This is a genomic window from Streptomyces cellostaticus (assembly GCF_023630175.1).
In the GTDB taxonomy this organism is placed as follows: Bacteria; Actinomycetota; Actinomycetes; order Streptomycetales; family Streptomycetaceae; genus Streptomyces; species Streptomyces cellostaticus_A.
Genome location: NZ_JALLIN010000072.1, coordinates 1 through 19,348, shown reverse-complemented (window position 1 = coordinate 19,348; position 19,348 = coordinate 1). Strand labels below are relative to the sequence as shown.

Below are 19,348 nucleotides of genomic sequence, written 5' to 3'. Positions count from 1 at the left end.
CGAAGCGGCCGGCATCAAGAGCTGGTTCCAGCGCGTCCTGGACCCCTTCGACGGGCAGAGCCACACGTTCAATGGCTCGGCGGTCGGCGACATCGAGGTGTACGAGGCCCGCGAGGCCAAGGGGTACGCGAACGTGATTCTGGCTGGCGACAAGCTGGACGGCGACGACCTGAAGGAGTGGCAGCGCCTGATGCGCGAAAACTCCCATGACAAGGTCTTCAGCCAGACCCTCCTCAACTCCCTCGGCGCGGACAAGACCCTCAAACTCACCAACAAGATCGACGACCTGGCGTACTACGACGGCACGAAGGACAAGAACGTCTACCTCCAGATCAACGGAGGCCTGGCCGACTCGCTGGCGACCGCCACCCAGGTCCCGGGCTTCAAGGACGCCAGCGGCAAGCACCTGCCCTACGGTTCAAAGGGCTACAACGATGCCTTCGACAACTGGCTGCGGACCGACGGCGCCCAGTTCTACGTCAAGTTTGGCAACGACCTCAGGGAACATGGCGCCGACGGGTACGATCTCAAGGCTGCCGGGGACAAGGTCAATACGGTCGCCAAGGGACACGGCCAACAGGTGCGCGGCTATCAGAGTCTGGTCACGCTGATGCAGCAGGGACATGGCTACTCCCCGCAGTTCCTCGCCGACGTCACCGATGGCGCAATCGCCACGGAGAAGGACAACTCGAACGTCTGGGACCTCTACGGCGGCGGCTTCGGCGGCGAGACTGGCGACGGCTGGTTCGCCAATGATCCGGTTGACGGTGCACTGGGCATCATGGGCCGTGACCCGGAGGCAGCCACCGGCTATCTCGATCCGCACGCGAGCGGCACCCACGACCGTCTTCACTATTTCCTCAAGGAACGAGACTGGAACGTCGTCAACACCACTGACTGGCGGGGAAACCTGGAAGTCGATTCGGGTGACACCGTCGACGGCGACAATCGCGTGGGGCTCGGTGCCGCGATCGAAGCGGGAACCACCGGCCATCCCGCTGGCGACACGTCCGCCCAGAGCGACGGCAGGCACAGCGCGGCCGAAGCTCGCGTCATGCAGCAGACGGTGAATGTCCTCGACCAGGGCACGAACGGCGACAGCATCCCCGCCAACCTGCGCGACCCGATCGCCCGAGCCCTGGTGGACTACGCCCCGGACACCCACAACACTCTGACGCACGACCCCCGTTACGGGTACCAGCAAGGCGGCTCGGTGTTCCAGGATGCCAACGGAGGTCACCTCAACGTTGCCCAGGACTCCCTGACACGCGTGTTGCGGGGCGTCTCCGACAACCCGCAGAACTTCGCCCACCTCTACGACGCCGAACGAGCCCAGGCCGCCCACACGCTAGCCGGGGCAGATGCGACCTACAGCAACAACAAGGACTGGGAGAATCGGGTCGCCGACGTGGGCATGGGGGCCGGTGTCTTCAACGCCATCGGCGCTGACGCCATCCTCGACGACCGCGACGCCCGCAAGGGATGGGCCGACGACGTGGCCCGGTACTCATACCATGCCATCGGCACGCCCATTACGATGATCCCGGTGGTCGGAGACGAGGCACAACGCATGGTGGACGCCGCCACCTATGAATGGTCCAAGGACGTGAAGGCCGAGGCGGACCAGGTCGCCAACATTGGCGTGGCCAAGAAGATGGGAGACATGTCCCACGGTGCACTCGACTTGGTCCAGCAGTGGGAGAAGTCCCGTGGAATGGACTACACGAAGGACCCCACCGCGAACTACCTCCAGGACTACATGAACTTGCACTACGGCTCAGCCCGTGACCAAGCCCTGGCCGACCTGCATCGGGGGTTGTCCTGATGAGGAAGTCCGTCATCGGCGCTTCGGCAGCGGCTGTGCTGATCGTGGGTGGCGGCATCGTTTACGCCACCGGCATCTACGACGACTGGCGCGACACGAGAGCGCTTGACGACGCATGCCGAGGACTGGTCGACGCTGGCGAGGTCCAGAAGGCACTGGGAGCGGACCGTGTCACAGGCAAGGACACCGGCAGCGCAGGATGCCGGGCCTATGACCCCGGCGACACAAAGGCATCTCTGACGATCTCCGTACAACGTGGCCAGGACGCCGCGTCGATCAGACTGGACACGGACGAAATCCTCGCGCACGACCCCGCCGAGATGCTCGTGCCCGTAGGACGAGGATGGCCGGCCTTGGTTTCGGCCGGCAGCGGCACCGATGCTTACGCCACCGCCTTCCTGCCTTGCGGGAAGGGGACGGACGACGACCTGGTGCTGAGCCTGACCGCCACACGGGCCCCCTCGACCGGCAGCGTGCAGGAACAGCGCGACGGCATGACGGTCCTGGTCACCCGAGCCCTGAAACAGGCCGCCGCGCAGAAGAAGTGCGCCCTGCCTCACACCGACACGGTGCACAGTGCCCCTTCCGGCGCGTTCGAGCAGCTTAAGAAGGCTGGCGCGGCAACCGGCACATGCAAGGGCATCAACACGTACGGCTACGAGGCAGAAGCGGACAGCGCGGCGCCCGTCGAACAGTGCCTCCTGGCCAACGCAGCAGGCACACCGACCTTCCGCCTCGCCGCCTATTACGGCCCCTACATCAACGCCCCACGCCGCAACCCTTGGCGCAACCCCTACGATTACGTCGGTGCCAGCGGCACCAACGACAGTAAGTCCTGGACCACCGCGTCATGCCCCACCGGCACGGCGCTGTACATACTCGAACCGCTCGCCTCCCACGCCACAGCCAGCGCCTCCGAGCGCCAGGCACTCGATACCTTCGCCGCACATTCAGCGAAGCGGCACGGTTGCAGCGCCCCAAAGAAGCTGTGAGTGAGTAGCTGGCCACGGCTACTCACCGCGGTTCATCGCGGATGTACAGGCGTCGAGATCGAGGCGTCCGTCCTTGAAGGCGTTGGCCCCCAGCTTCTGGTTCGGCTGCGGCGGCTCGATTACTTCGAGAACCCGCGCTACGACGCCCACCCGGCCATCTGCGTCAGCTGGTGGAGCGCATACGCCTTCGCCGCGTTCGAAGGCGTACACATACCTCACCGAACCGCAAGTGTGCGTGCACTCCGCGCGCATGTACCCCTGCGATCCGGTGGACGTTGACGGCGTGATCAACCTCGACTTCGATGAGCAGGGCCGCCTCATCGGCATCGAGGTGTTGGCGGCCAGTTCACAACTACCCGAGTACCTGCTCCAGTCCGGTGCTGGTCTGGGTGAACTCGCCCTGGAACAGCGCCACCTGGCGGCCTCGCCGCACTCGCTAGTACGTGTAGAACCCCGACCCCGTCTTCCGGCCCAGCCGGCCCGCCTCGACCATGCGCTGGAGCAGCGGGGGAGCGGCGTACAGGGGCTCCTTGTACTCGGTGTACATGGAGTTGGCGATGGAGACGACGGTGTCCAGGCCGATCAGGTCGGACAGCTTCAGCGGGCCCATCGGGTGGGCGCAGCCCATCTCCATGCCGTTGTCGATGTCCTCGCGGCTGGCGATGCCGGACTCGAACATGCGGATCGCGGACAGCAGGTACGGCACCAGCAGTGCGTTGACCACGAACCCGGAGCGGTCCTGGGCGCGGATCGCGTGCTTGCCGAGGAGCTTCTCCGCGAAGGCCTGGGCCCGGCTGAGGGTGCCCTCGGAGGTGGTGAGCGCCGGGATCAGCTCCACCAGCTTCTGCACCGGGGCCGGGTTGAAGAAGTGGACGCCGACGACGTGGTCGGGCCGCGAGGTCGAGACCGCCAGTTTCACCAGCGGGATGGAGGAGGTGTTGGAGGCGAGGATCGCGTCCGGGCGGGTCACCACCTGGTCGAGCACCTGGAAGATCTCCGTCTTCACCTGCTCGTTCTCCACCACGGCCTCGATCACCAGGTCGCGGTCGGCGAACTCGCCGAGGTCCGTGGTGAAGCTCAGCCGCTCCTGCGTGGCGTCCCGCTCCTCCTCGGAGATCTTGCCGCGCTCGGCTGCCTTGGCCAGGGAGTTGAGCAGCCGGGTACGGCCGATCTCCAGGGCCTCGCCGGTGGTCTCGGCGACCTTCACGTCCAGTCCCGCGCGGGCGCACACCTCGGCGATGCCCGCGCCCATCTGGCCGCAGCCCACGACTCCGACGCGCTCGATGTCGGTCACATCGTCCCCTTCGCTGGTTCTCCGGCTTTGTCCGGGTGTGGCAGGACTCCGGGTCGGCGCCTGCTCCGACCGTGCACGTTACCGTCAAGTATCGATGATCGATCGCGCGGGTGGGGGCGTCCTGGGTCGCGAAACGATCCGTGAGGGTGCGGACCCGGAGCGTACGGGGGCGGTGACACGAGGGTCCGGCTCACGCCGGACGGTCGCCGCGGCGGCCGCCGACGGCGTCGGCGGCCCGGGGTGACGGGGCCGGCCGTACGTCGGGGAGGCGCTGTACGAGGCGACGGCGGAGAACCAGCCGGGGGCAGGACCCGCGGAGCCGTCGTGTCACCCCACGCCCCGCGCCCGCCGCCCGCCAGGGAGGTGGCCGCGGACCGGACCGGGGTGAGGGCACGGGTGATCGCCGACCGCTACCGGCAGCCGGCGAGTACCCCGTGCTGAGCTACAGCCGGTGTTCCTTCTCCTTGTGCTTGATCTGGCAGTCCGGGCCGGGTGACATCACGGCCTCGTGTCCGTCGGGGAAGCGGACCCGGTAGGGCGGGCTGCCCTCGGTGCCCATCACCTCGACGACTTCCGACACCTGGTCGTGCTGGCCGACCACCCTGCCGTGCTGGACAAGCTGGTCTCCCACGGATGCACGCATCGGCAGGCCCTCCTCACGTCACGACCGCTGGGTGACGGCGATGCACACGAGCACGGCGACGGCGGTCAGGGGTGCGGCCGCCGTGAAGGTCTCGCCCAGCAGCAGCGCCGACCACACCAGTGTGAGCAGCGGCTGGGCCAACTGCAACTGGCTGGCCTTGAGGACGCCGATGGCCGCCATGCCCCGGTACCAGACCACCAGCCCGAGGAACTGCGAGCCCAGCGCCACCCACAGCAGACCGCTCACCCCGTGCACGGTCGGCGTCACCGGCTCGTACGACAGCGCCAGCGCGGCGCCCGGGACGCTCAGCGGCAGGCACAGCACCAGGGCCCAGCCGATGACCCGCCAGCCGGGCATCACCCGGGCCAGCCTGCCGCCTTCGGTGTACCCGGCCGCGCACACCAGCAGCGCGCCGAACAGATGGGCGTCGGCGACGGTGAGCGCGCCACCGTTCCGGCCGACGGTGAAGGCGACCACGGCCGCCGCGCCCGCCAGCGCCGCCGGCCAGAACCGCCGTGCGGGGCGGTGGCCGGTGCGCAGGGCCGAGCAGACGGCGGTGGTCAGCGGCAGCAGGCCCACCACCACGGCGGCGTGCGCGGTGGTGGAGGTCTGCAGGGCCAGCGTGGTCAGCAGCGGGAAGCCGAGCACCACCCCGGCCGCGACGACCGCCAGCCCCGGCAGGTGCCGGCGTTCGGGCAGCGGCACGCGCAGGGCCAGCAGGCAGCCGCCGGCCACCAGCGCCGCGAGGACGCTGCGGACGGCGACCAGCGTCCAGGGCCCGAAGCTCTCCAGACCCCAGGCGGTGGCCGGGAAGGTGAGGGAGAAGGCGAGGACGCCGAGTGCGGCCTGACCGGTACCGAAGCCCCGGCGCTCGGCGGCGGGGGTGGTGACTGCTATCGGAGTGGTTCCAGTAGCGCTACTCTGTGCTCTCATGGAGCAGAGTAGCAGCGTGAGTGAACTGGCAGAACGGCTGCGCCGGGAACTGGACCGCTACTCGTACGGTGGAAAGCTCCCGTCCAGCCGGGCCCTGGTCGAGCGCTTCCGAGTGAGCCCCGTGACCGTCTCCCGGGCCCTCGCCCAGCTCGCCGCGGAGGGCCTGGTGGTGACCCGGCCCGGCGCCGGTGCATTCCGGGCCGGACCGCGCGCCGCCCCCGCGCCCGCCGGGGACACGTCCTGGCAGGAGGTCGCGCTGAGCGCCGACGGAGCCGAACTGGTCCCGCGGACCGTGGACGCCTCCGGGGTCACGGTCTCACTGGCCGCGCCGCCACCGGGCGTGCTGGAGTTCAACGGCGGCTATCCGCACCCCTGCCTGCAACCCGAGCGGGCCATGGCCGCCGCGCTGGCCCGGGCCGGGCGGCGGCCCGGCGCCTGGGGCAGACCGCCGCTCGAAGGGCTGCCGGAACTGCGGGAATGGTTCGCGCGGGGCATCGGCGGCGCCGTCACCGCCGCCGAGGTGCTCATCGCCGCCGGCGGCCAGTCCGCGCTGGCCACCGCCCTGCGGGCACTCGCCCCGCCGGGCGCGCCGGTGCTCGTCGAGTCCCCCACCTACCCGGGCATGCTCGCCCTGGCCCGCGCGGCCGGACTGCGCCCGGTACCGGTGCCGGTCGACCCGGACGGGGTCCGCACCGACCTGCTCGCCGACGCCTTCCGGGCCACCGGCGCCCGGGTCCTCGTCTGCCAGCCGCTCTTCCAGAACCCGACCGGCGCCGTCCTCGCCCCCGGCCGACGCGCCGAGGTGCTGGGCATCGCCCGAGCGGCGGGCGCCTTCGTGGTCGAGGACGACTTCGTGCGCCGTCTGGTGCACTCGGACTCCGGGCCGCTGCCCCGGCCGCTGGCCGCCGACGACCCCGACGGCGTCGTCGTCCACGTCGGCTCGCTGACCAAGGCCACCTCACCCAGCCTCCGGGTGAGCGCGCTGGCCGCCCGGGGTCCGGTGCTGGAACGGCTGCGCGCCATCCAGGTGGTGGACAGCTTCTTCGTGCCCCGGCCGCTGCAGGAGGCGGCCCTGGAACTCGTCGGCTCCCCGGCCTGGCCGCGCCATCTGCGGACCCTGTCGGCCGAGCTGAAGGCGCGCCGCGACACCATGACCGCCGAACTCGCCCGTCGTCTGCCCGAACTCGTCCTGCCGCACGTCCCGTCCGGCGGCTACCACCTCTGGCTCCGCCTCCCCGACGGCGCGGCGCGCGCCGTCGGTGCCGGCCCCGAGGCGGAGGCCGCCCTCACCGCCGCGGCCCTGCGCGCCGGCGTCGCCGTCGCGCCCGGCCGCCCCTACTTCAGCGCCGAACCCCCCGCCGGGCACGTCCGCCTGAGCTTCGCGGCGGTCGCGAGCACGGGGGAGATCACGGAGGGGGTGCGCCGGCTCCGGGCCGCCTGCGACGAGGTGTTCCGGCCCGGTCGCCACTGACCGGCCGCCGGGTGCGCCGACCCCGCCGTACGCGGCAAGGGGGGCGGCGCCGCGTTCGTCGGCCCGGCCCGCGGGCGCCTGCGCCGCTGCGGCGCCGCGTCCTGCCGGCCGTCGAGGACGCGCGGGGGACGTGCACCGGGCCCGGCTTCCGTGCGGTCGACCACCCGGACCAGCGGATGGCGCGCGTCTCTGAGTGAAGCGGTCCGTACCCTCGGTGACCGACGGGCGGAGCCCCTTGACCTCCGTAACCCCGAGGCTCACCATCACCGCATGCCACTTCGGGTGACGTTCGTCGCCGCCGCGCGCAGTTCCCCGCTGCTCGCGGAGCGCTTCGAGGACGACCGGCCGCTGGACCGGGCCGGCTGGGACGAGGTGCAGCGCGCCGCCGGGGACCTGCTGCCGCTGTCGGCGGCCGAACTGCGCTACTGCTCACCGACCTCGCGCAGCCGTGCCACCGGCGACGCCATCGGTTGCGCCCCGCTGGTCCAGCTCGCCCTGCGCGACTGCGACATGGGCCGCTGGCGCGGTCTCACGCTGGGCGAGGCGATGGCCCGCGAGCCGGAGTCCGTGGACGTGTGGCTCGCCGACCCGCGTTCCGCCCCGCACGGCGGCGAGTCGCTGCTCGCCTTCATCTCCCGGATCGGCGGCTGGCTCGAGACGCGCCCCGTCGACGACGGCGACCGGGTCGTCGCGGTCGCGGAACCCTCCGTGATCCGCGCCGCCCTGGTGTACGCCCTGAAGGCGCCACCCGCCGCGTACTGGAACATCGACGTCCGCCCGCTGTCCGTCACCACCGTGACGGGCCGCTCGGGCCGCTGGAACCTGCGCCTCGACGGCGTCCTGGCTCAGCCCTCGCGCACGTAGTCCGTGGTGAGCACCAGGTCCTTGGCCGGTCCGCCCACGTGCCACACGGTGCGCCAGTGGTCGGCGTCGGTCACGGTGAACTCGCCCCGGTAGAAGTCGGCCGCGCAGGGGTGGGCGGCGACGTACCGCCCCGAGGTCAGGTCCAGCTCGTGGAAGGGCCGGCCGTCCGCGAACCGCACGTCCGCCGTGCCCGGCTCCCGCCCCGGCAGGAACCGCAGGGTCCGTGTCGCCGGCCGGGTCACGCCCCGCCAGGTGAACTCCCCGGACTCCTCGTGCAGCAGCCCGCCACCGTCGAGCGGGGCGAAGACGGTCACGCCCGTGAAGTGCCCCGCCTCCCCGCCCGCCAGATCCCGCACGCTCCGGTCCACGCGCCAGCGCCCGGCGAGATGGGCCAGCACGTCGGGCACGGGCAGCACCCCGCTCACCGCCGGCCCGGCCGGGACCCCGGTCGTGGAGCGTCCGGCGACCGGGTGGGCGGCACCACGGCCGGAGGGCCGGGCGCGATCGGACAGGGCGTCAGCGGTTGCATGCCCCGAGTCTACGAGCGGCCCCCCGTCCGCCCCGGTGCGCCCGCGCCGCGGACGTGCCCGTGCCCTTCGCCGAGGTCAGCGCCCGGCTGCCGCCACGGCCCCCGGCCGGCTCCGCCGCGTCCCCGCGGTCACGCGGAAGCGTCCCCGGCCGCCGGCCGCCGCCCCACCGGCAGCAGCCCGCGCTCCGCGAAGACCTTCTTCGCGGCGAACGTGGCGTTCAGCGCTTTGGGCATGCCGCAGTAGACGGCGGAGTGCAGCAGCGCCTCCGTGATCTCCTCCGGGGTGAGGCCCACGTTCAGGGCCGCGCCCACGTGCACGTCGAGCTGCGCCTCGCAGCCGCCGAGCGCGGTGAGCACGCCCAGCGTGACGAGCTGGCGCTCGCGCGGCGCCAGTCCGGGGCGGTCGTAGATCTCCCCGAAGGCCCAGGAGACGACCTGGTGGCCGAGCTCGGGGCTGACGTCCGCGAGCGACTCGACGACCCGCTGCCCGGCCTCGCCGTCGACCTTCCGCAGGACCGCCAGGCCGTGGGCGAAACGCTCGTCACGGGTGGTGCTCTCGCTCATGCCGTACTCCCCTTCCGGGCCGCCGCGCGACGCGGCCGCCGTTCGCCGTCACCGGAACGCTAGGAGCTGGAGCGCACTCCAGGTCAAGGCCGGGCGCCCGGGGCCCGCCCCGCCGTCCATCAGATACCGTCACCCTCCTGGTGAAGGCGACCGACGTGGAACGTACGAAAGACCTCATCCCTTGACGCCGAGACGGACCGGGGTACCGGAACAGGCCGTGATATCGAGACAGATCGTGAGCTTCGCCGTGGTCGGGGCCGTCAACACGGCCGTGTACTACACCCTCTACCTGCTGTTCCTGCACTGGATGCCCTATCTCGGCGCGCACGTCCTGGCCTTCGCGCTCAGCATGGTCGGATCCTTTTTCCTCAACGCGCGCTTCACCTACCGGACGCGGCCCACCTGGCGGAAATTCCTGCTGTTCCCGCTGACGAACGTCACCAATTTCCTCGTCACCACCGCGGGTGTGTACGTGATCGTGGACGTCCTGCACGCCGGAAACCGCTTCGCCCCCCTGCTCGCCTCCGCGGCGGCGATCCCGGTGACGTTCGTCGTGTCCCGCCGTATCATGCTGCCCGGCGCCGGGAACGCGCGGGAAGGCGGGGGGCCGGCCGCGGACGCCCGCGTGACGTGATCCGGCGCCGCCGGCATCACCCCGTTCGGCAGCCTCCCGGCCACCGGCACCGGCACCGGCCTGGCACCGCCGTGGCCGCCGGCACCCCGGCCGGCCGGAGCGCCGGCTCGCCGGTCCGCCCGCCGCCCCCGGGCGCCTGGACGGGGCTCGACACCCGGCGGCGGGAGCCTGGCTCGATCTGGTCCGGGAGCGGGGCTGCAGGCTCGGGCACCAGGACCGGCGGGCCGGACGCGCCTGCGAGCTGGACGGCCGGTACATCACGGACGAACCAGGGCTCCATCCGGCGCTCGGCGAGGCCGTCAACGGGCCGGGCGGCTACTTCCGCGGCTGCCCGGACGCACTCGTGGACTGTCTGCGCGGCGGCTTCGGCCACACCGCCCCCGCGACCCTGGTCCGGCGGGACGCCGCGACCGCACGCGAGCACCTGTCCCGTGTACTGGCGCCCGAGGCGAAGCCGTCCGACCTGTCAAGCCCTGGTGGTCGAAGTGCCGGCCGAGGGCGGGATGCACGTGACCCCCAGGTGAATCGGCCGGGCCGCCGCACGGTGCCGTGGGTGGTCCGCGGCCGGTCCGCGAGGCGAGCGGTCCGTTTCGGGTCGTGCCTTCAGGGGCCGCTGTTCCCCTCGAAGTCGCCCAGGTTGATGAAGCTCACCCGGTTCTCCCAGACGTCCCACGTCACGTGCTTGCGGGCGCCCCAGTAGTAGGCCTCGTAGCTCATGAGGTCGCCGTGCGACTCGTTCTCGTGCGTCCGGTCGGGCCGGCCGAACGCGGTCAGGAACTCCTCGTACGAGGACAGGTGCCCGAAGTGGGACAGATGCGGGCCGCTGATCGCGAAGCCGACCACCGCTCCGGCGTGCACCTTGTAGTTGATCTTTTCGGTGCCGTAGAGGAACCCGTCCGAGCGGACCACGTCCTCGATGACCTCGTCCAGCGTCAGACTCCGTCCATCGGCGTCGTAGTACTCGCTCTCGACGTGGTTCCCACCGCTGTACCGGGCGACGACGGAGGACATGCCGCCCACGATGCGCTGCCGTGGAACGGCGGTGGCCGGTGCCCCGAGGGTGATGCCGTTCACCACGACACCGGCGAGGTCGAGGTCCGGCCGGGCCAGCAGGTCCAGGTTCTCGAGGATATCGATCATCGTCGGAGTCTAGGGCTGTGACCGGAAGGGTTTGCCGGAAGGCTCGCGGCGTCCGGTGCGGTGCATCGCAAGACGGAGCGTCGTCCGCGTACCGGACGCACTCGGGTGATGCGACAACGCGGCGAGGTGCCGTGCCGGGCGCCGCGAGCCGGTGAACCTTTCCGGTCGCAGCACTAGAGGTGCCCGTCCGGGCCGGGACCTTCGGGACCCGCCAGGACGTTCCACGACCGCCGGCCGGCGGGGGCGCGCGACTCGGGTCCGAGGCCGGCCGCCTTCGGGGCCCCGCCCCGGTTGTGACCGAGAACTTTAGTTGGCGAATCATGGACTGAGACGCGCAGGTCGGGAGCGCGTGGAGAATCCTTGTTGGCAAATCATGGGAGGCATAGTTGGCGAATCATGAGCTTGGATGCTCACTGTGAGTGAGCGACGGGGTGAGCTGGTTCCTCGCCGGCGATGCTGAGCGCCTGGTGAACTCGATCCCGTAGGCGCCGGACGTTCGGGGTTGGGAACAGGCGTCCGTTGTCAGTCCTGGGCGCTACCGTGACGCACGGAGGCGCTTGTTGCTGGTCGCAGTGATTTCTTCGGCTGCATCAAGGATCGTCCGCCAGCCCTAGGAGACGCGCGTGACCGCTGCCCGCTTGACCGGCCGCCCTTGGCACGATGTAGATGGCCCCGTGCTTGTCGCGTCGGCAGCCGCTCTGCAGTTGATTCCTCAGAACATTCCGCGCCTTGTAAGGCTTCAGCGCCTTGCTTCCATCGGGGCGTGCCTCCCCAGCCGTCCGGATGCACCCCGGCTGTCACCCAGCAAGCTCCGAGCGCTGCTCAAGGATCCCCTGGTTAGCGGCTATCAGATCCGTGCCCAAGAAGACTTGTACGACGACCTGTACACCGCCGAGGTTTCCTTCCACGGCGGGCCATGTCTCGTCGCGCAAGGACTGACATCACGGTGTGCTCACACCCTCGATCTCATGCTGCGGAGCATCCTCGGGCCTGACGGACAGGCTGGATTGCCGGCGCAGTTCGTCAAGGAGACACAGTTGTGGGCGCACACGGCATTGAGGTTGAGCGACGCCACGTTGTGTCGGGCCGGGCTCCACCGGGGTGTCGCTCCGCCGCAGCAACACGGCGACGAGGTGTTCGTTCCGGGAGAGAAGAACCTCACGGCCCTGCGGGAAGCCGTCCGCTATCGCTTCACCGACCTGTCTGACCTGCTGCCAGCCAGTTCCGCCGATCTCCTCGCTGGATGGGGTATCCGGCCTGGCGAACACACGTTCACCACGGGACCCGGGCCGGACGATGGACTCGTACTCAAACCTCTTCTCCTCATGGAAGACGGCTTGATCGTTGCAAATCCGTCCGAACTGGTTACGTCGCTGCGCCATGAACTCATCGTTCAAGCCGGGTTGTATGAGTGCCGACCCCAGCTTGCGCGCCTACTGCGCGATCAGACGATGAGAGACACCAGCCGCCTTTTGACGTTGTGTGGTGCGGCCCCGAAAGAGCCGGCTCAACAGGTGAGTGACGACCTGATCACCCGCCGCACCTTCACGTTTGCTGAGGACAAGATCCTCGACCTTGCCGTGGTCATGGATGACCTGTCCGACTACGACGACACCAATCCGGCAGGTCACTGGCCCGTCCGGGATCTCGGTCTGCGGGTGCAGAGCGTTATTGACCCTGTCGGCCCGCCTCTTCCCGAGGACGCGTGCACTCTTCGCCTCATCATCAACGAAGGCGTAGGCCGATCCTCGTTCTTGGGACTCGCCGCCCAGCGTCGCACCGGCCCGGTCGTCGTGACCTCTCTCAGCGACCTTCAGGTCATGGCAGAGCTGGACGGCTCAGACCCCTTGTTCCTATGGCGATTTGCGCAAGCGGAAACGGAGCTGCACGAGACGACTCGTGTGCAGTCGTGGAGCGCACTGGACAACTACGGGCTCTACCGGAACTGCGAGTACAGCTACTACCTGTCAGACGACGCGAGACCTACGATGCTTCTCGTCGAACAGGACCACTCTCGAGCGCTGCGCATTGAAGTTCAGCAACGCTACGATCGTCATGACGTTCCCAGCCCGCAGAGGCCTGCCTTCGTGCCGGTGGCTTCCGTATACGGCACGTCTACGGCGCCGATCTATCGACCTCTTGCAGACGTACCCGAGGTGGGGAGACTCGTCGAAGTCCCAGACGTAAATGTGTGGTTGGGTGCTGGCGACCATGAGGTTGCCGACGGGCTGGAGGATTTCCATCACCTGACGGTAGAAGCAGCAGCCTTCTGGACCTGGCAGATTTCCACCACCCGCCCCGAGTTCTTGCCGCTAGCCGCGTCTACTGACGAGCTATACGTCAGGCTTTCCTTCGACGATCCCTCAGCGTGGCAGGCTGCGTTGGACGGCAATCCTGGTACCGAATGTGAACGTCCCTGGGTCGGCGTCCGTGGCGCCGAACCTGGGCTCGTCGATCTGCGCCTCTACGCGGAGGGGATGGCCAGCCTTCTCGCAGACGCAAATGGCGCCGACCGCATCCTGCTACGAGCCCTGCTTGAAGGCATCACGCAAACCGCCGGATTGGCGGACGAGGATCTTGACGCGCTCGTCGATCAACTGGCACCCGAGGGTCCCAAACAGATGTTGCATGTCGAACTGAACCCACGCCTTCCGCTGCGTCCCGGACCACTCCCTATGGCTCGACTGGTACAACCTGCCGCTTCCGCCACGGTTCTTGACGAGCTGGGCCGGTACCTAGGTAGCGCCGGTACGCCAGTGGGGACCATCCCCTCGGAAGAGCGTACCCAGGTTCTGCAGAAGGTCGTGGGGCACTACTTCGCGCTCATCGAGGATATGGTGGCCGGTCTGGCGGCCGAGGGACTCGTCGAGTCGCTGATTTCGCGGCACGAAGCGCTTCTGTACGACGAGGCCTTCAACGACCAAATCCTCCCATCGCGCATTGCCTGCTTCGGAGAGGCAAGCCAGCCGGCCGAGAACCTTGTCAGGACCACCAAGCGCCAAGTGGAAGCGGCTCAGGCCAGCCGATTCCTCATCGAATACGTCGCTGCCCAACCTCCCAGGGGAGACTCGTCACTCACCCTGGACACGTACGACCACCTCATGGCGTTGTCTGCAGAACTCATCTCTCGTGCCACTCTCTCGGAAGCCATTCACCATGACTTCTCAGACGCTCAACTTGCCTTGTTGGCCTCCGGCCGACTCGGTGTCTCCCGCGGCGACCAATACGAATCAGGCTCCAACGCCCTTGCTACAGCCCGAGCAGAGGCACTCCTGGTTACGGCACCGACTCGTCATTCCCGCCGGGGAGCCGAGCCCCAAGGGCCCACCCCGCAGGTAGAAGAAGCAATGGTCGCCGAGTTCGGCTTCTCTCTCACCGACTTGGCCCAGGGGGTCGGCGAGGTCATCGCTCTGGGGTATGAACGCTGCCAGTCAGAGCCCTACACCCTTGCAGAGTCGGTTGTTGCCGATCACTTGTCCACGACGCTGCACTGGGAACATGAGAAAGCGCAGACCTTCCTCGATCGGCTCACACTGCGTCCCCGGGCCAAGTTCCTTTCTGTCAACTCCGATGCGTGGCCGTGGCGCTACAACCGTGAATGGTCGTACGTTCGACGCCCGCTTATCCGTGTGGGCACAGGGGACGGCTCTCAACTCGTCTGGGGAGCCAGACACACTTGGAGCAGTGGCTCGTATTGGGTCAACCTCATCTACTCCGGACGGTTGCGCAGCACGTCATCGCCGATGAAGAAACTGCTGGGCGTGATTCGGCAGGACGAGAACAAGGCCTTCGAAGCGCATGTCGTCGACACACTCAGGGCTGGAGGCTGTTCCCTCGCTGTCAAGGGTGTCTCCAAAATCGCGGGACGTAGACTCACGTCAGTCGAGGGTCACGATCTGGGCGACATCGATGCGCTTGGTATCAACGCGGCTAGACGCGTGATTATCGTTATCGAAGCCAAGGACTTCGAGATGTCACGTAATCCAACCGAAATGGCCAACGAAGCCGATGCTCTATTGCGCGGCGACAAAAGTGCCCTTTTCAAACTTGGTCGCCGCACAGAGTGGATACGCCAAAACCTTGCGGCGACGTTGACTCACTTCCTTGGAGATCGCGATAGCACCAGCTGGACTGTTACATCCGCCATCGTCACCAGCAGGGATCTTATGGCTCCCCGAGTGCTTGCCTCCAACGTGCCAGTAGTCCCTATCAGCGAATTCGAGCAGTGGGTCGCCGCGGAGCTCGTTCGGGGTAAGCGAGGCAATGGGCGACGCCGCTCTTGATCTGGACCCATATGTATGGGATCGAGGGGGGCGCCGTCCAAGCGAACCACCATGTGGCCGAGGGTGCTGTCTGAGGTTATTCCGGCGTGCGGTGGGTACTTTTATCGGATGGTCAGAGCGCGTTCGGCCGTTGCCTGGTCGGTGTGGTGCTTCCCTTCGAACTCGGTGGGCTGAGGTAGCGGAGCCATTTCCGGCTGTGCCGGGAGTTGTAAATGCCCTCCATCTACCCGAACAGCGCGATGCTCGCCTCGGTCGTTGATGAGACTCGTTGGATTTGATTCAGACCGAAATTCCGTGAAGGATCTTGGGATCCGCCGGCCCGCAGGCATCACGCTAGGGCCTATCTCAAGGATGGATGATCCCTGAAGCGAACCAGTCTTGAAGTGTGGACTCCGCCCCTTCCGGGAGATCGTTGACGAAAACCACGGCCAGGCCGCGCTGGGCTCGCGAGCAGCACACGTAGAACAGGTTGCGTGAGCGCTCGGTACGGTCGGGTTTGTCGGTGCCTGCGAGCATCTTGCCGATGTTGTACCTGTTCCAGGCGCTGTCGTCGACCACCACCACGACGTTCTCGAATTCGTCGCCCTTGACACCGTGCTGGGTTGAGAACGGGGTGAGTTCGTCGATGAAGTGTGTGACGCTGATGACTTCCCGGTAGGCCACGTTGCGGAGGTTGTTCGAGAAATCCGCCCGTCGCTGGTCGCGCTCATTGAGACCCGTTGCGGTTCTGCGGCGTTCGAGGTCTTTGAGCTTTCCTGGCGTGGCGAGGAGGTGGCCGTCGCCCATCAGGTCGAGCACGTCGCCGATGGTGCCGCTCGTACGTACGGCGTCGAGTGCACGGATGGCCTGACTGATGGCGCGTTTGTCGGAGTGACGGGTAATCCGTGTCCGTCCCTCGTCCAACAGGCTGGTCAGCTCCGCGAAGTCGTTGTTGCGGAAGGCCGTGCTCACGGCCTCGACGCGCGTCAGGTACTGGATGTAGGGCTCATTGCGTGCCATGAGGTCGTCGGGGCCGTACCGGCTCAACTTTCTGTACTCCTCGAGGAGGTTGGCGTACTCCAGTGTGCCCGCGATCCTGCGGTGAGTGAGCAGGAGATATTTACTGTTCTCCCGAGTCCAGCCGTTCTGGGCAAGTGTTGCTTCGGCGGCGGTGAGCCGCTCAGGGCCGGCTGGGGTGTCGGTGTTGAGGAACAGGTGGACCTCGCCTGTCTGCTGGTCGCCGATGGCGTCCTGGATGAGGTCGGGACGCATCCGGTTGAGCACCTCGACGACGGGAGGTGAGCACCGGTAGTTCTCGTGCTTGGTGATCTCGGTTAGGAGGCCGGGGCGTTTCACCGCTCCGACGCCGGACTCGTAGATCTTCTGCATGGAGTCGCCGAAGAGGCCGATCACGCAGTTCTCGTGGCCGGCGCCCGCCAGGTGGTCCAGTAGGAGCTGGATCGTCTTGGGTGAGGTGTCTTGGTACTCGTCGACGAAGATGATGGGGTACTTGCTGGCGATGATGCGTATGAGCTTGGGGTGTGCTGTGACGAGGCGGAGCGACAGCGCGATGACGTCGTCGTGGGAGATGCGCCCTTCGCTCAGCCTGCGCCCGCGGTCGGAGTACTCGATCGCTGGGGGAGCGGTGACGTCATCGAGGTCTTCGGGCTTGGTCAGGTCCTTGTTGTAGTCGAGGATCTGCAGCCAGAGTTCACGCTGGTAGGGCTGGATGGCACTCCAGAGGAATTCGTGGATGGTGCCGACGTCGACGAGGGGGTCCGCGGCGATGCGTTCGTGGATCTTCTTCTTGGCGACGTTCGTGTATGTAATGCAGGCGATCCGCCGACCGTGTGCCTCCAGGTCTGTGCGGTGGTGGTTCAGGAGGTCCTGCAGGGTGCGGACCAGGGTGGTCGTCTTGCCGGCGCCGGCTCCTGCTTCGACGAGGAAGCTGCGCCGGGCCTCCATCTCCGTGGCGACGGCCTCGAGGGTGTCTAGGCGAGCCACTGCAGTCCTTCGGCGATGTAGCGGGGAACAGCCCAGTCCTCCAGGAGCATGACGTCGAAGGCGAAGTCGGTCTTGTGGTCGCTGAGTTGCTGTGCGATGTCGTAGGCCTTGGCTTCGATGTGGTCAGCGGTGGGGTCGGCCCCGACCTCCTTGGCGAAGGCCGCCTTGAGAGCGAGCTGGCGGAAGTCACGCGCGAGGGGTTCTGCGTTGGCGATGATGAAGGCATCCTCGAAGCTCCGCGCGCAGACTCCCGAATCTCTCTCCGGGATCTGGTAGGCGACGCGGACGTGTCCCTGCTCCTTCTCGGCCGGGTCGGTGGCGAGCAGCTCGGCGATGCCGGACTTCGCGGGCAGCCAGTTCTTGAGCGTCTGGTTCGAGGTGACTGTCTGCCCCTGGCCGGGTGGGCAGGCCTTGCGGTGTTTCGGGCATACGGAATCAATGTCGGTGATGACGAGGGTCTTGACGTTCAGGAAGGCGAGCAGTTCCCGGAAGCGGACGGCGTAGGCGTCGCCGACCTCGATGACCGATACGTACTGGTGCAGCAGCGCCTTGGCGCAGCGTCGGACCATCTCGGGCAGCAGCAGGCGTTCCGCGGTGCCCTCGATAAGGATCACCTTGTCGGCGAAGAACATGTCGCACCGGTGCAGGACCATGTACTGGCGCAGGAAGCGCATGGTCTCGTCGCCCTGCGGGGTGGCCTTGACGTTTGCCTGGAAGGTCGAGAGGTCCTTGACCGTGAGCTGCGGATCGGAACGGTCGAAGTAGCGCACGGTTTGGAAGCCGCTGCTGGCGACGATGTGGGAGGAGTGCGTGGTGATGAACACCTGCACCTTCCAGCCCGTCTTGCGGTCGATGAATTCCTGGATGTTCTTGATGAACGTCTCCTGCATCTGTGGATGCAGATGGGCTTCCGGCTCCTCTATGAACAGCACCTGCAGCGCCGGCTTGGGTGTGGTCCGTTCGTAGGTCTGGTGAAAGCTGATGACCTGCAGGATCGTGAAGATCAACTTGCTGTAGCCCAGCCCGTTGTGGCCTTCGGGAAGGTGGAAGCCGTCGTCCCCGGACGGGTACTGGATGCGGGTACTTCCGCGCAGGATGCCTGAGGCCTCGATGAGGGAGACGATGCGGGGCTTCTGGACGGGGGTGATGGTGCCCACCCCGAAGGTGCGCAGGTCCTCGAAGATCGGGTCGAACAGCGTGGCGTAGTTGTCGTCGAGCTGCTGCGAGGCGGACGCCAGAGCGGTCTCGATCTGCTCGATGCTTTGGTGACGGTCCTCTTGCCCGCTGTTGACTTTGTAGTAGGCCTCGAACGTCTTCGACAACGTGCGGGCCTTGTCGGTCGGCGTGTCGTCCACCTTGGTCTGCGCGTAGACGAACTTCACCGACAGGATGGATTCGGCGGCGCCGCGCTTGATCTCCTTGCGGACGTTATCGTCCAAGGGACTGACCGCTCGGTAGGCCGGGGCGAAGTAGTCCGAGAAGTTCTTGCGCAGCCACTTGATGCGATCGAACGGCTTCCGCTGGCTGGCCAACCAGAAATCCTTGAGGAAGTCGTGCGGGCGGGCAACCTCCAGAGCCACCTCGATCTTGACCTCGAAGCAGGCATCGTCCAGGTCGAGGATCACACCCGTGAGCGGCGCGAGGTCGTCGTCTTCCGTGTACTCGATGGTAAGGACCAACCGGATGGCCGGGACGAGGTCGTACGCCTTGGCCCGCAGGTCCTCGCTCGTCTCCGTGTCGCCCCGGTCAGCGTGCGTCTGTGCCTCTCCGAAAATCTGCCGCGCTTGCTCGATGTCGGCGATACGGCAGGTGGAGAAGTCCTCCAGGACAAACCTTGTGTCCTCCTCACCGAAGAACTTCTCGAAGAGATTGACGAACGATGTCTTGCCGCTGTTGTTGCGTCCGACAATCAGGGTGGCCTTCGGATCAACCCGGACGTCCACTCTCTCCAAGGCGCGAAAGTTGATCACTTCGGCACGGATCAGCTGCATCTCACTCCCGACATCGTCCCCACCCAGCTCCCGGGGCGACATATGCCTGCAACTACCGAGAGTCAGAGCAGTATCTGATACGGAAGGGACGGAGATCTCTACTTGGCTCAAAGTGGTCAGTGACGCGAAAAACTACGTCCAGTTCGGTCCTGACCGGTCACTCGGTCGTTGATCCCCAGGGCTCCGGCAAAGTCGTCTGGCG

General features: G+C 67.4%; 15 protein-coding genes and 1 pseudogene. 8 read left to right on the top strand and 8 right to left on the bottom strand.

Going from position 1 to position 19,348, the window contains the following annotated elements; translation table 11 throughout:
• The 3 genes and pseudogenes from MXD57_RS29895 to MXD57_RS32105 form a co-directional block, all read left to right on the top strand.
• Positions 1–1,825: DUF6571 family protein (locus MXD57_RS29895; RefSeq protein WP_250405298.1), on the top strand; the 1,825-nt coding region annotated here is incomplete at its 5' end.
• Positions 1,825–2,817: a hypothetical protein gene (locus MXD57_RS29890; protein ID WP_250405297.1), complete on the top strand. Its 993-nt coding sequence runs from the start codon at positions 1,825–1,827 to the stop codon at positions 2,815–2,817. The genes MXD57_RS29895 and MXD57_RS29890, both read left to right, overlap by 1 nt.
• Before the next feature lie 250 nt (positions 2,818–3,067).
• A pseudogene (locus tag MXD57_RS32105) lies at positions 3,068–3,154 on the top strand (DUF2283 domain-containing protein); the annotation flags it as partial.
• Between the two features lie 99 nt (positions 3,155–3,253).
• Here the strand turns inward: MXD57_RS32105 and MXD57_RS29885 are convergent.
• From MXD57_RS29885 to MXD57_RS29875, 3 genes are all read right to left on the bottom strand, one after another.
• Positions 3,254–4,111, bottom strand: a complete 858-nt coding sequence (locus MXD57_RS29885; RefSeq protein ID WP_250405296.1) for a 3-hydroxybutyryl-CoA dehydrogenase — start codon at positions 4,109–4,111, stop codon at positions 3,254–3,256.
• A gap of 442 nt (positions 4,112–4,553) precedes the next feature.
• Entirely contained in the window at positions 4,554–4,754 is a 201-nt protein-coding gene (locus MXD57_RS29880) for a DUF1918 domain-containing protein (RefSeq protein WP_250405295.1), read from the bottom strand.
• 18 nt (positions 4,755–4,772) lie between these two features.
• A complete protein-coding gene (locus MXD57_RS29875) occupies positions 4,773–5,687 on the bottom strand; it encodes a DMT family transporter (RefSeq protein WP_250405294.1) in 915 nt (304 codons plus the stop codon).
• On the opposite strand from MXD57_RS29875, the gene MXD57_RS29870 reads away from it, so the two are divergent.
• Complete coding sequence (locus MXD57_RS29870) at positions 5,686–7,158, top strand: aminotransferase-like domain-containing protein (protein ID WP_250405293.1); 1,473 nt, start codon at positions 5,686–5,688, stop codon at positions 7,156–7,158. The two genes, MXD57_RS29875 and MXD57_RS29870, sit on opposite strands and share 2 nt — an antisense overlap.
• 270 nt (positions 7,159–7,428) lie before the next feature.
• Entirely contained in the window at positions 7,429–8,022 is a 594-nt protein-coding gene (locus MXD57_RS29865; RefSeq protein WP_250405292.1) for a histidine phosphatase family protein, read from the top strand.
• On the opposite strand, the gene MXD57_RS29860 is transcribed toward MXD57_RS29865, so the two are convergent.
• Together MXD57_RS29860 and MXD57_RS29855 are read right to left on the bottom strand one after the other, a co-directional pair.
• A complete protein-coding gene (locus tag MXD57_RS29860; protein WP_250405291.1) occupies positions 8,004–8,429 on the bottom strand; it encodes a DUF6314 family protein in 426 nt (141 codons plus the stop codon). The two genes, MXD57_RS29865 and MXD57_RS29860, sit on opposite strands and share 19 nt — an antisense overlap.
• A 251-nt stretch (positions 8,430–8,680) precedes the next feature.
• Positions 8,681–9,115, bottom strand: coding sequence for a carboxymuconolactone decarboxylase family protein (locus MXD57_RS29855; RefSeq protein WP_250405290.1), 435 nt, complete (start codon positions 9,113–9,115; stop codon positions 8,681–8,683).
• Positions 9,116–9,332: 217 nt separating this feature from the next.
• Here MXD57_RS29855 and MXD57_RS29850 point away from each other — a divergent pair, with 217 nt between their 5' ends.
• Both MXD57_RS29850 and MXD57_RS32185 read left to right on the top strand, forming a co-directional pair.
• Positions 9,333–9,749 (top strand): GtrA family protein, encoded by a 417-nt coding sequence (locus tag MXD57_RS29850; protein WP_250405289.1) that lies wholly within the window; start codon positions 9,333–9,335, stop codon positions 9,747–9,749.
• Between the two features lie 136 nt (positions 9,750–9,885).
• The gene (locus MXD57_RS32185; RefSeq protein WP_441350709.1) at positions 9,886–10,449 is read left to right on the top strand and encodes a barstar family protein; all 564 of its coding nucleotides are present in this window, start codon (positions 9,886–9,888) and stop codon (positions 10,447–10,449) included.
• Here MXD57_RS32185 and MXD57_RS29840 read toward each other — a convergent pair.
• Positions 10,353–10,889, bottom strand: a complete 537-nt coding sequence (locus MXD57_RS29840; RefSeq protein ID WP_250405288.1) for a hypothetical protein — start codon at positions 10,887–10,889, stop codon at positions 10,353–10,355. The genes MXD57_RS32185 and MXD57_RS29840 overlap by 97 nt on opposite strands.
• A gap of 623 nt (positions 10,890–11,512) precedes the next feature.
• Between MXD57_RS29840 and MXD57_RS29835 the strand changes: the two genes are divergently transcribed.
• Positions 11,513–15,172 carry a hypothetical protein gene (locus MXD57_RS29835; protein WP_250405287.1) on the top strand — a complete coding sequence of 1,220 codons (3,660 nt, stop codon included), beginning with the start codon at positions 11,513–11,515 and terminating at the stop codon, positions 15,170–15,172.
• A 345-nt stretch (positions 15,173–15,517) separates the two neighbouring features.
• Here MXD57_RS29835 and MXD57_RS29830 read toward each other — a convergent pair whose 3' ends face one another.
• Together MXD57_RS29830 and MXD57_RS29825 are read right to left on the bottom strand one after the other, a co-directional pair.
• Complete coding sequence (locus tag MXD57_RS29830) at positions 15,518–17,155, bottom strand: UvrD-helicase domain-containing protein (protein ID WP_250405286.1); 1,638 nt, start codon at positions 17,153–17,155, stop codon at positions 15,518–15,520.
• Positions 17,143–19,146, bottom strand: coding sequence for an ATP-dependent nuclease (locus MXD57_RS29825; RefSeq protein ID WP_250405285.1), 2,004 nt, complete (start codon positions 19,144–19,146; stop codon positions 17,143–17,145). Before MXD57_RS29825 ends, MXD57_RS29830 begins: the two co-directional genes overlap by 13 nt.
• Positions 19,147–19,348: the final 202 nt, after the last annotated feature.

Coding starts and splice junctions, on each gene's coding strand:
- MXD57_RS29890 (WP_250405297.1), top strand. CDS start 1,825: ATGAGGAAGTCCGTCATCGGCGCTTCGGCAGCGGCTGTGCTGATCGTG.
- MXD57_RS29880 (WP_250405295.1), bottom strand. CDS start 4,754: ATGCGTGCATCCGTGGGAGACCAGCTTGTCCAGCACGGCAGGGTGGTC.
- MXD57_RS29870 (WP_250405293.1), top strand. CDS start 5,686: ATGGAGCAGAGTAGCAGCGTGAGTGAACTGGCAGAACGGCTGCGCCGG.
- MXD57_RS29875 (WP_250405294.1), bottom strand. CDS start 5,687: ATGAGAGCACAGAGTAGCGCTACTGGAACCACTCCGATAGCAGTCACC.
- MXD57_RS29865 (WP_250405292.1), top strand. CDS start 7,429: ATGCCACTTCGGGTGACGTTCGTCGCCGCCGCGCGCAGTTCCCCGCTG.
- MXD57_RS29855 (WP_250405290.1), bottom strand. CDS start 9,115: ATGAGCGAGAGCACCACCCGTGACGAGCGTTTCGCCCACGGCCTGGCG.
- MXD57_RS29840 (WP_250405288.1), bottom strand. CDS start 10,889: ATGATCGATATCCTCGAGAACCTGGACCTGCTGGCCCGGCCGGACCTC.
- MXD57_RS29825 (WP_250405285.1), bottom strand. CDS start 19,146: ATGCAGCTGATCCGTGCCGAAGTGATCAACTTTCGCGCCTTGGAGAGA.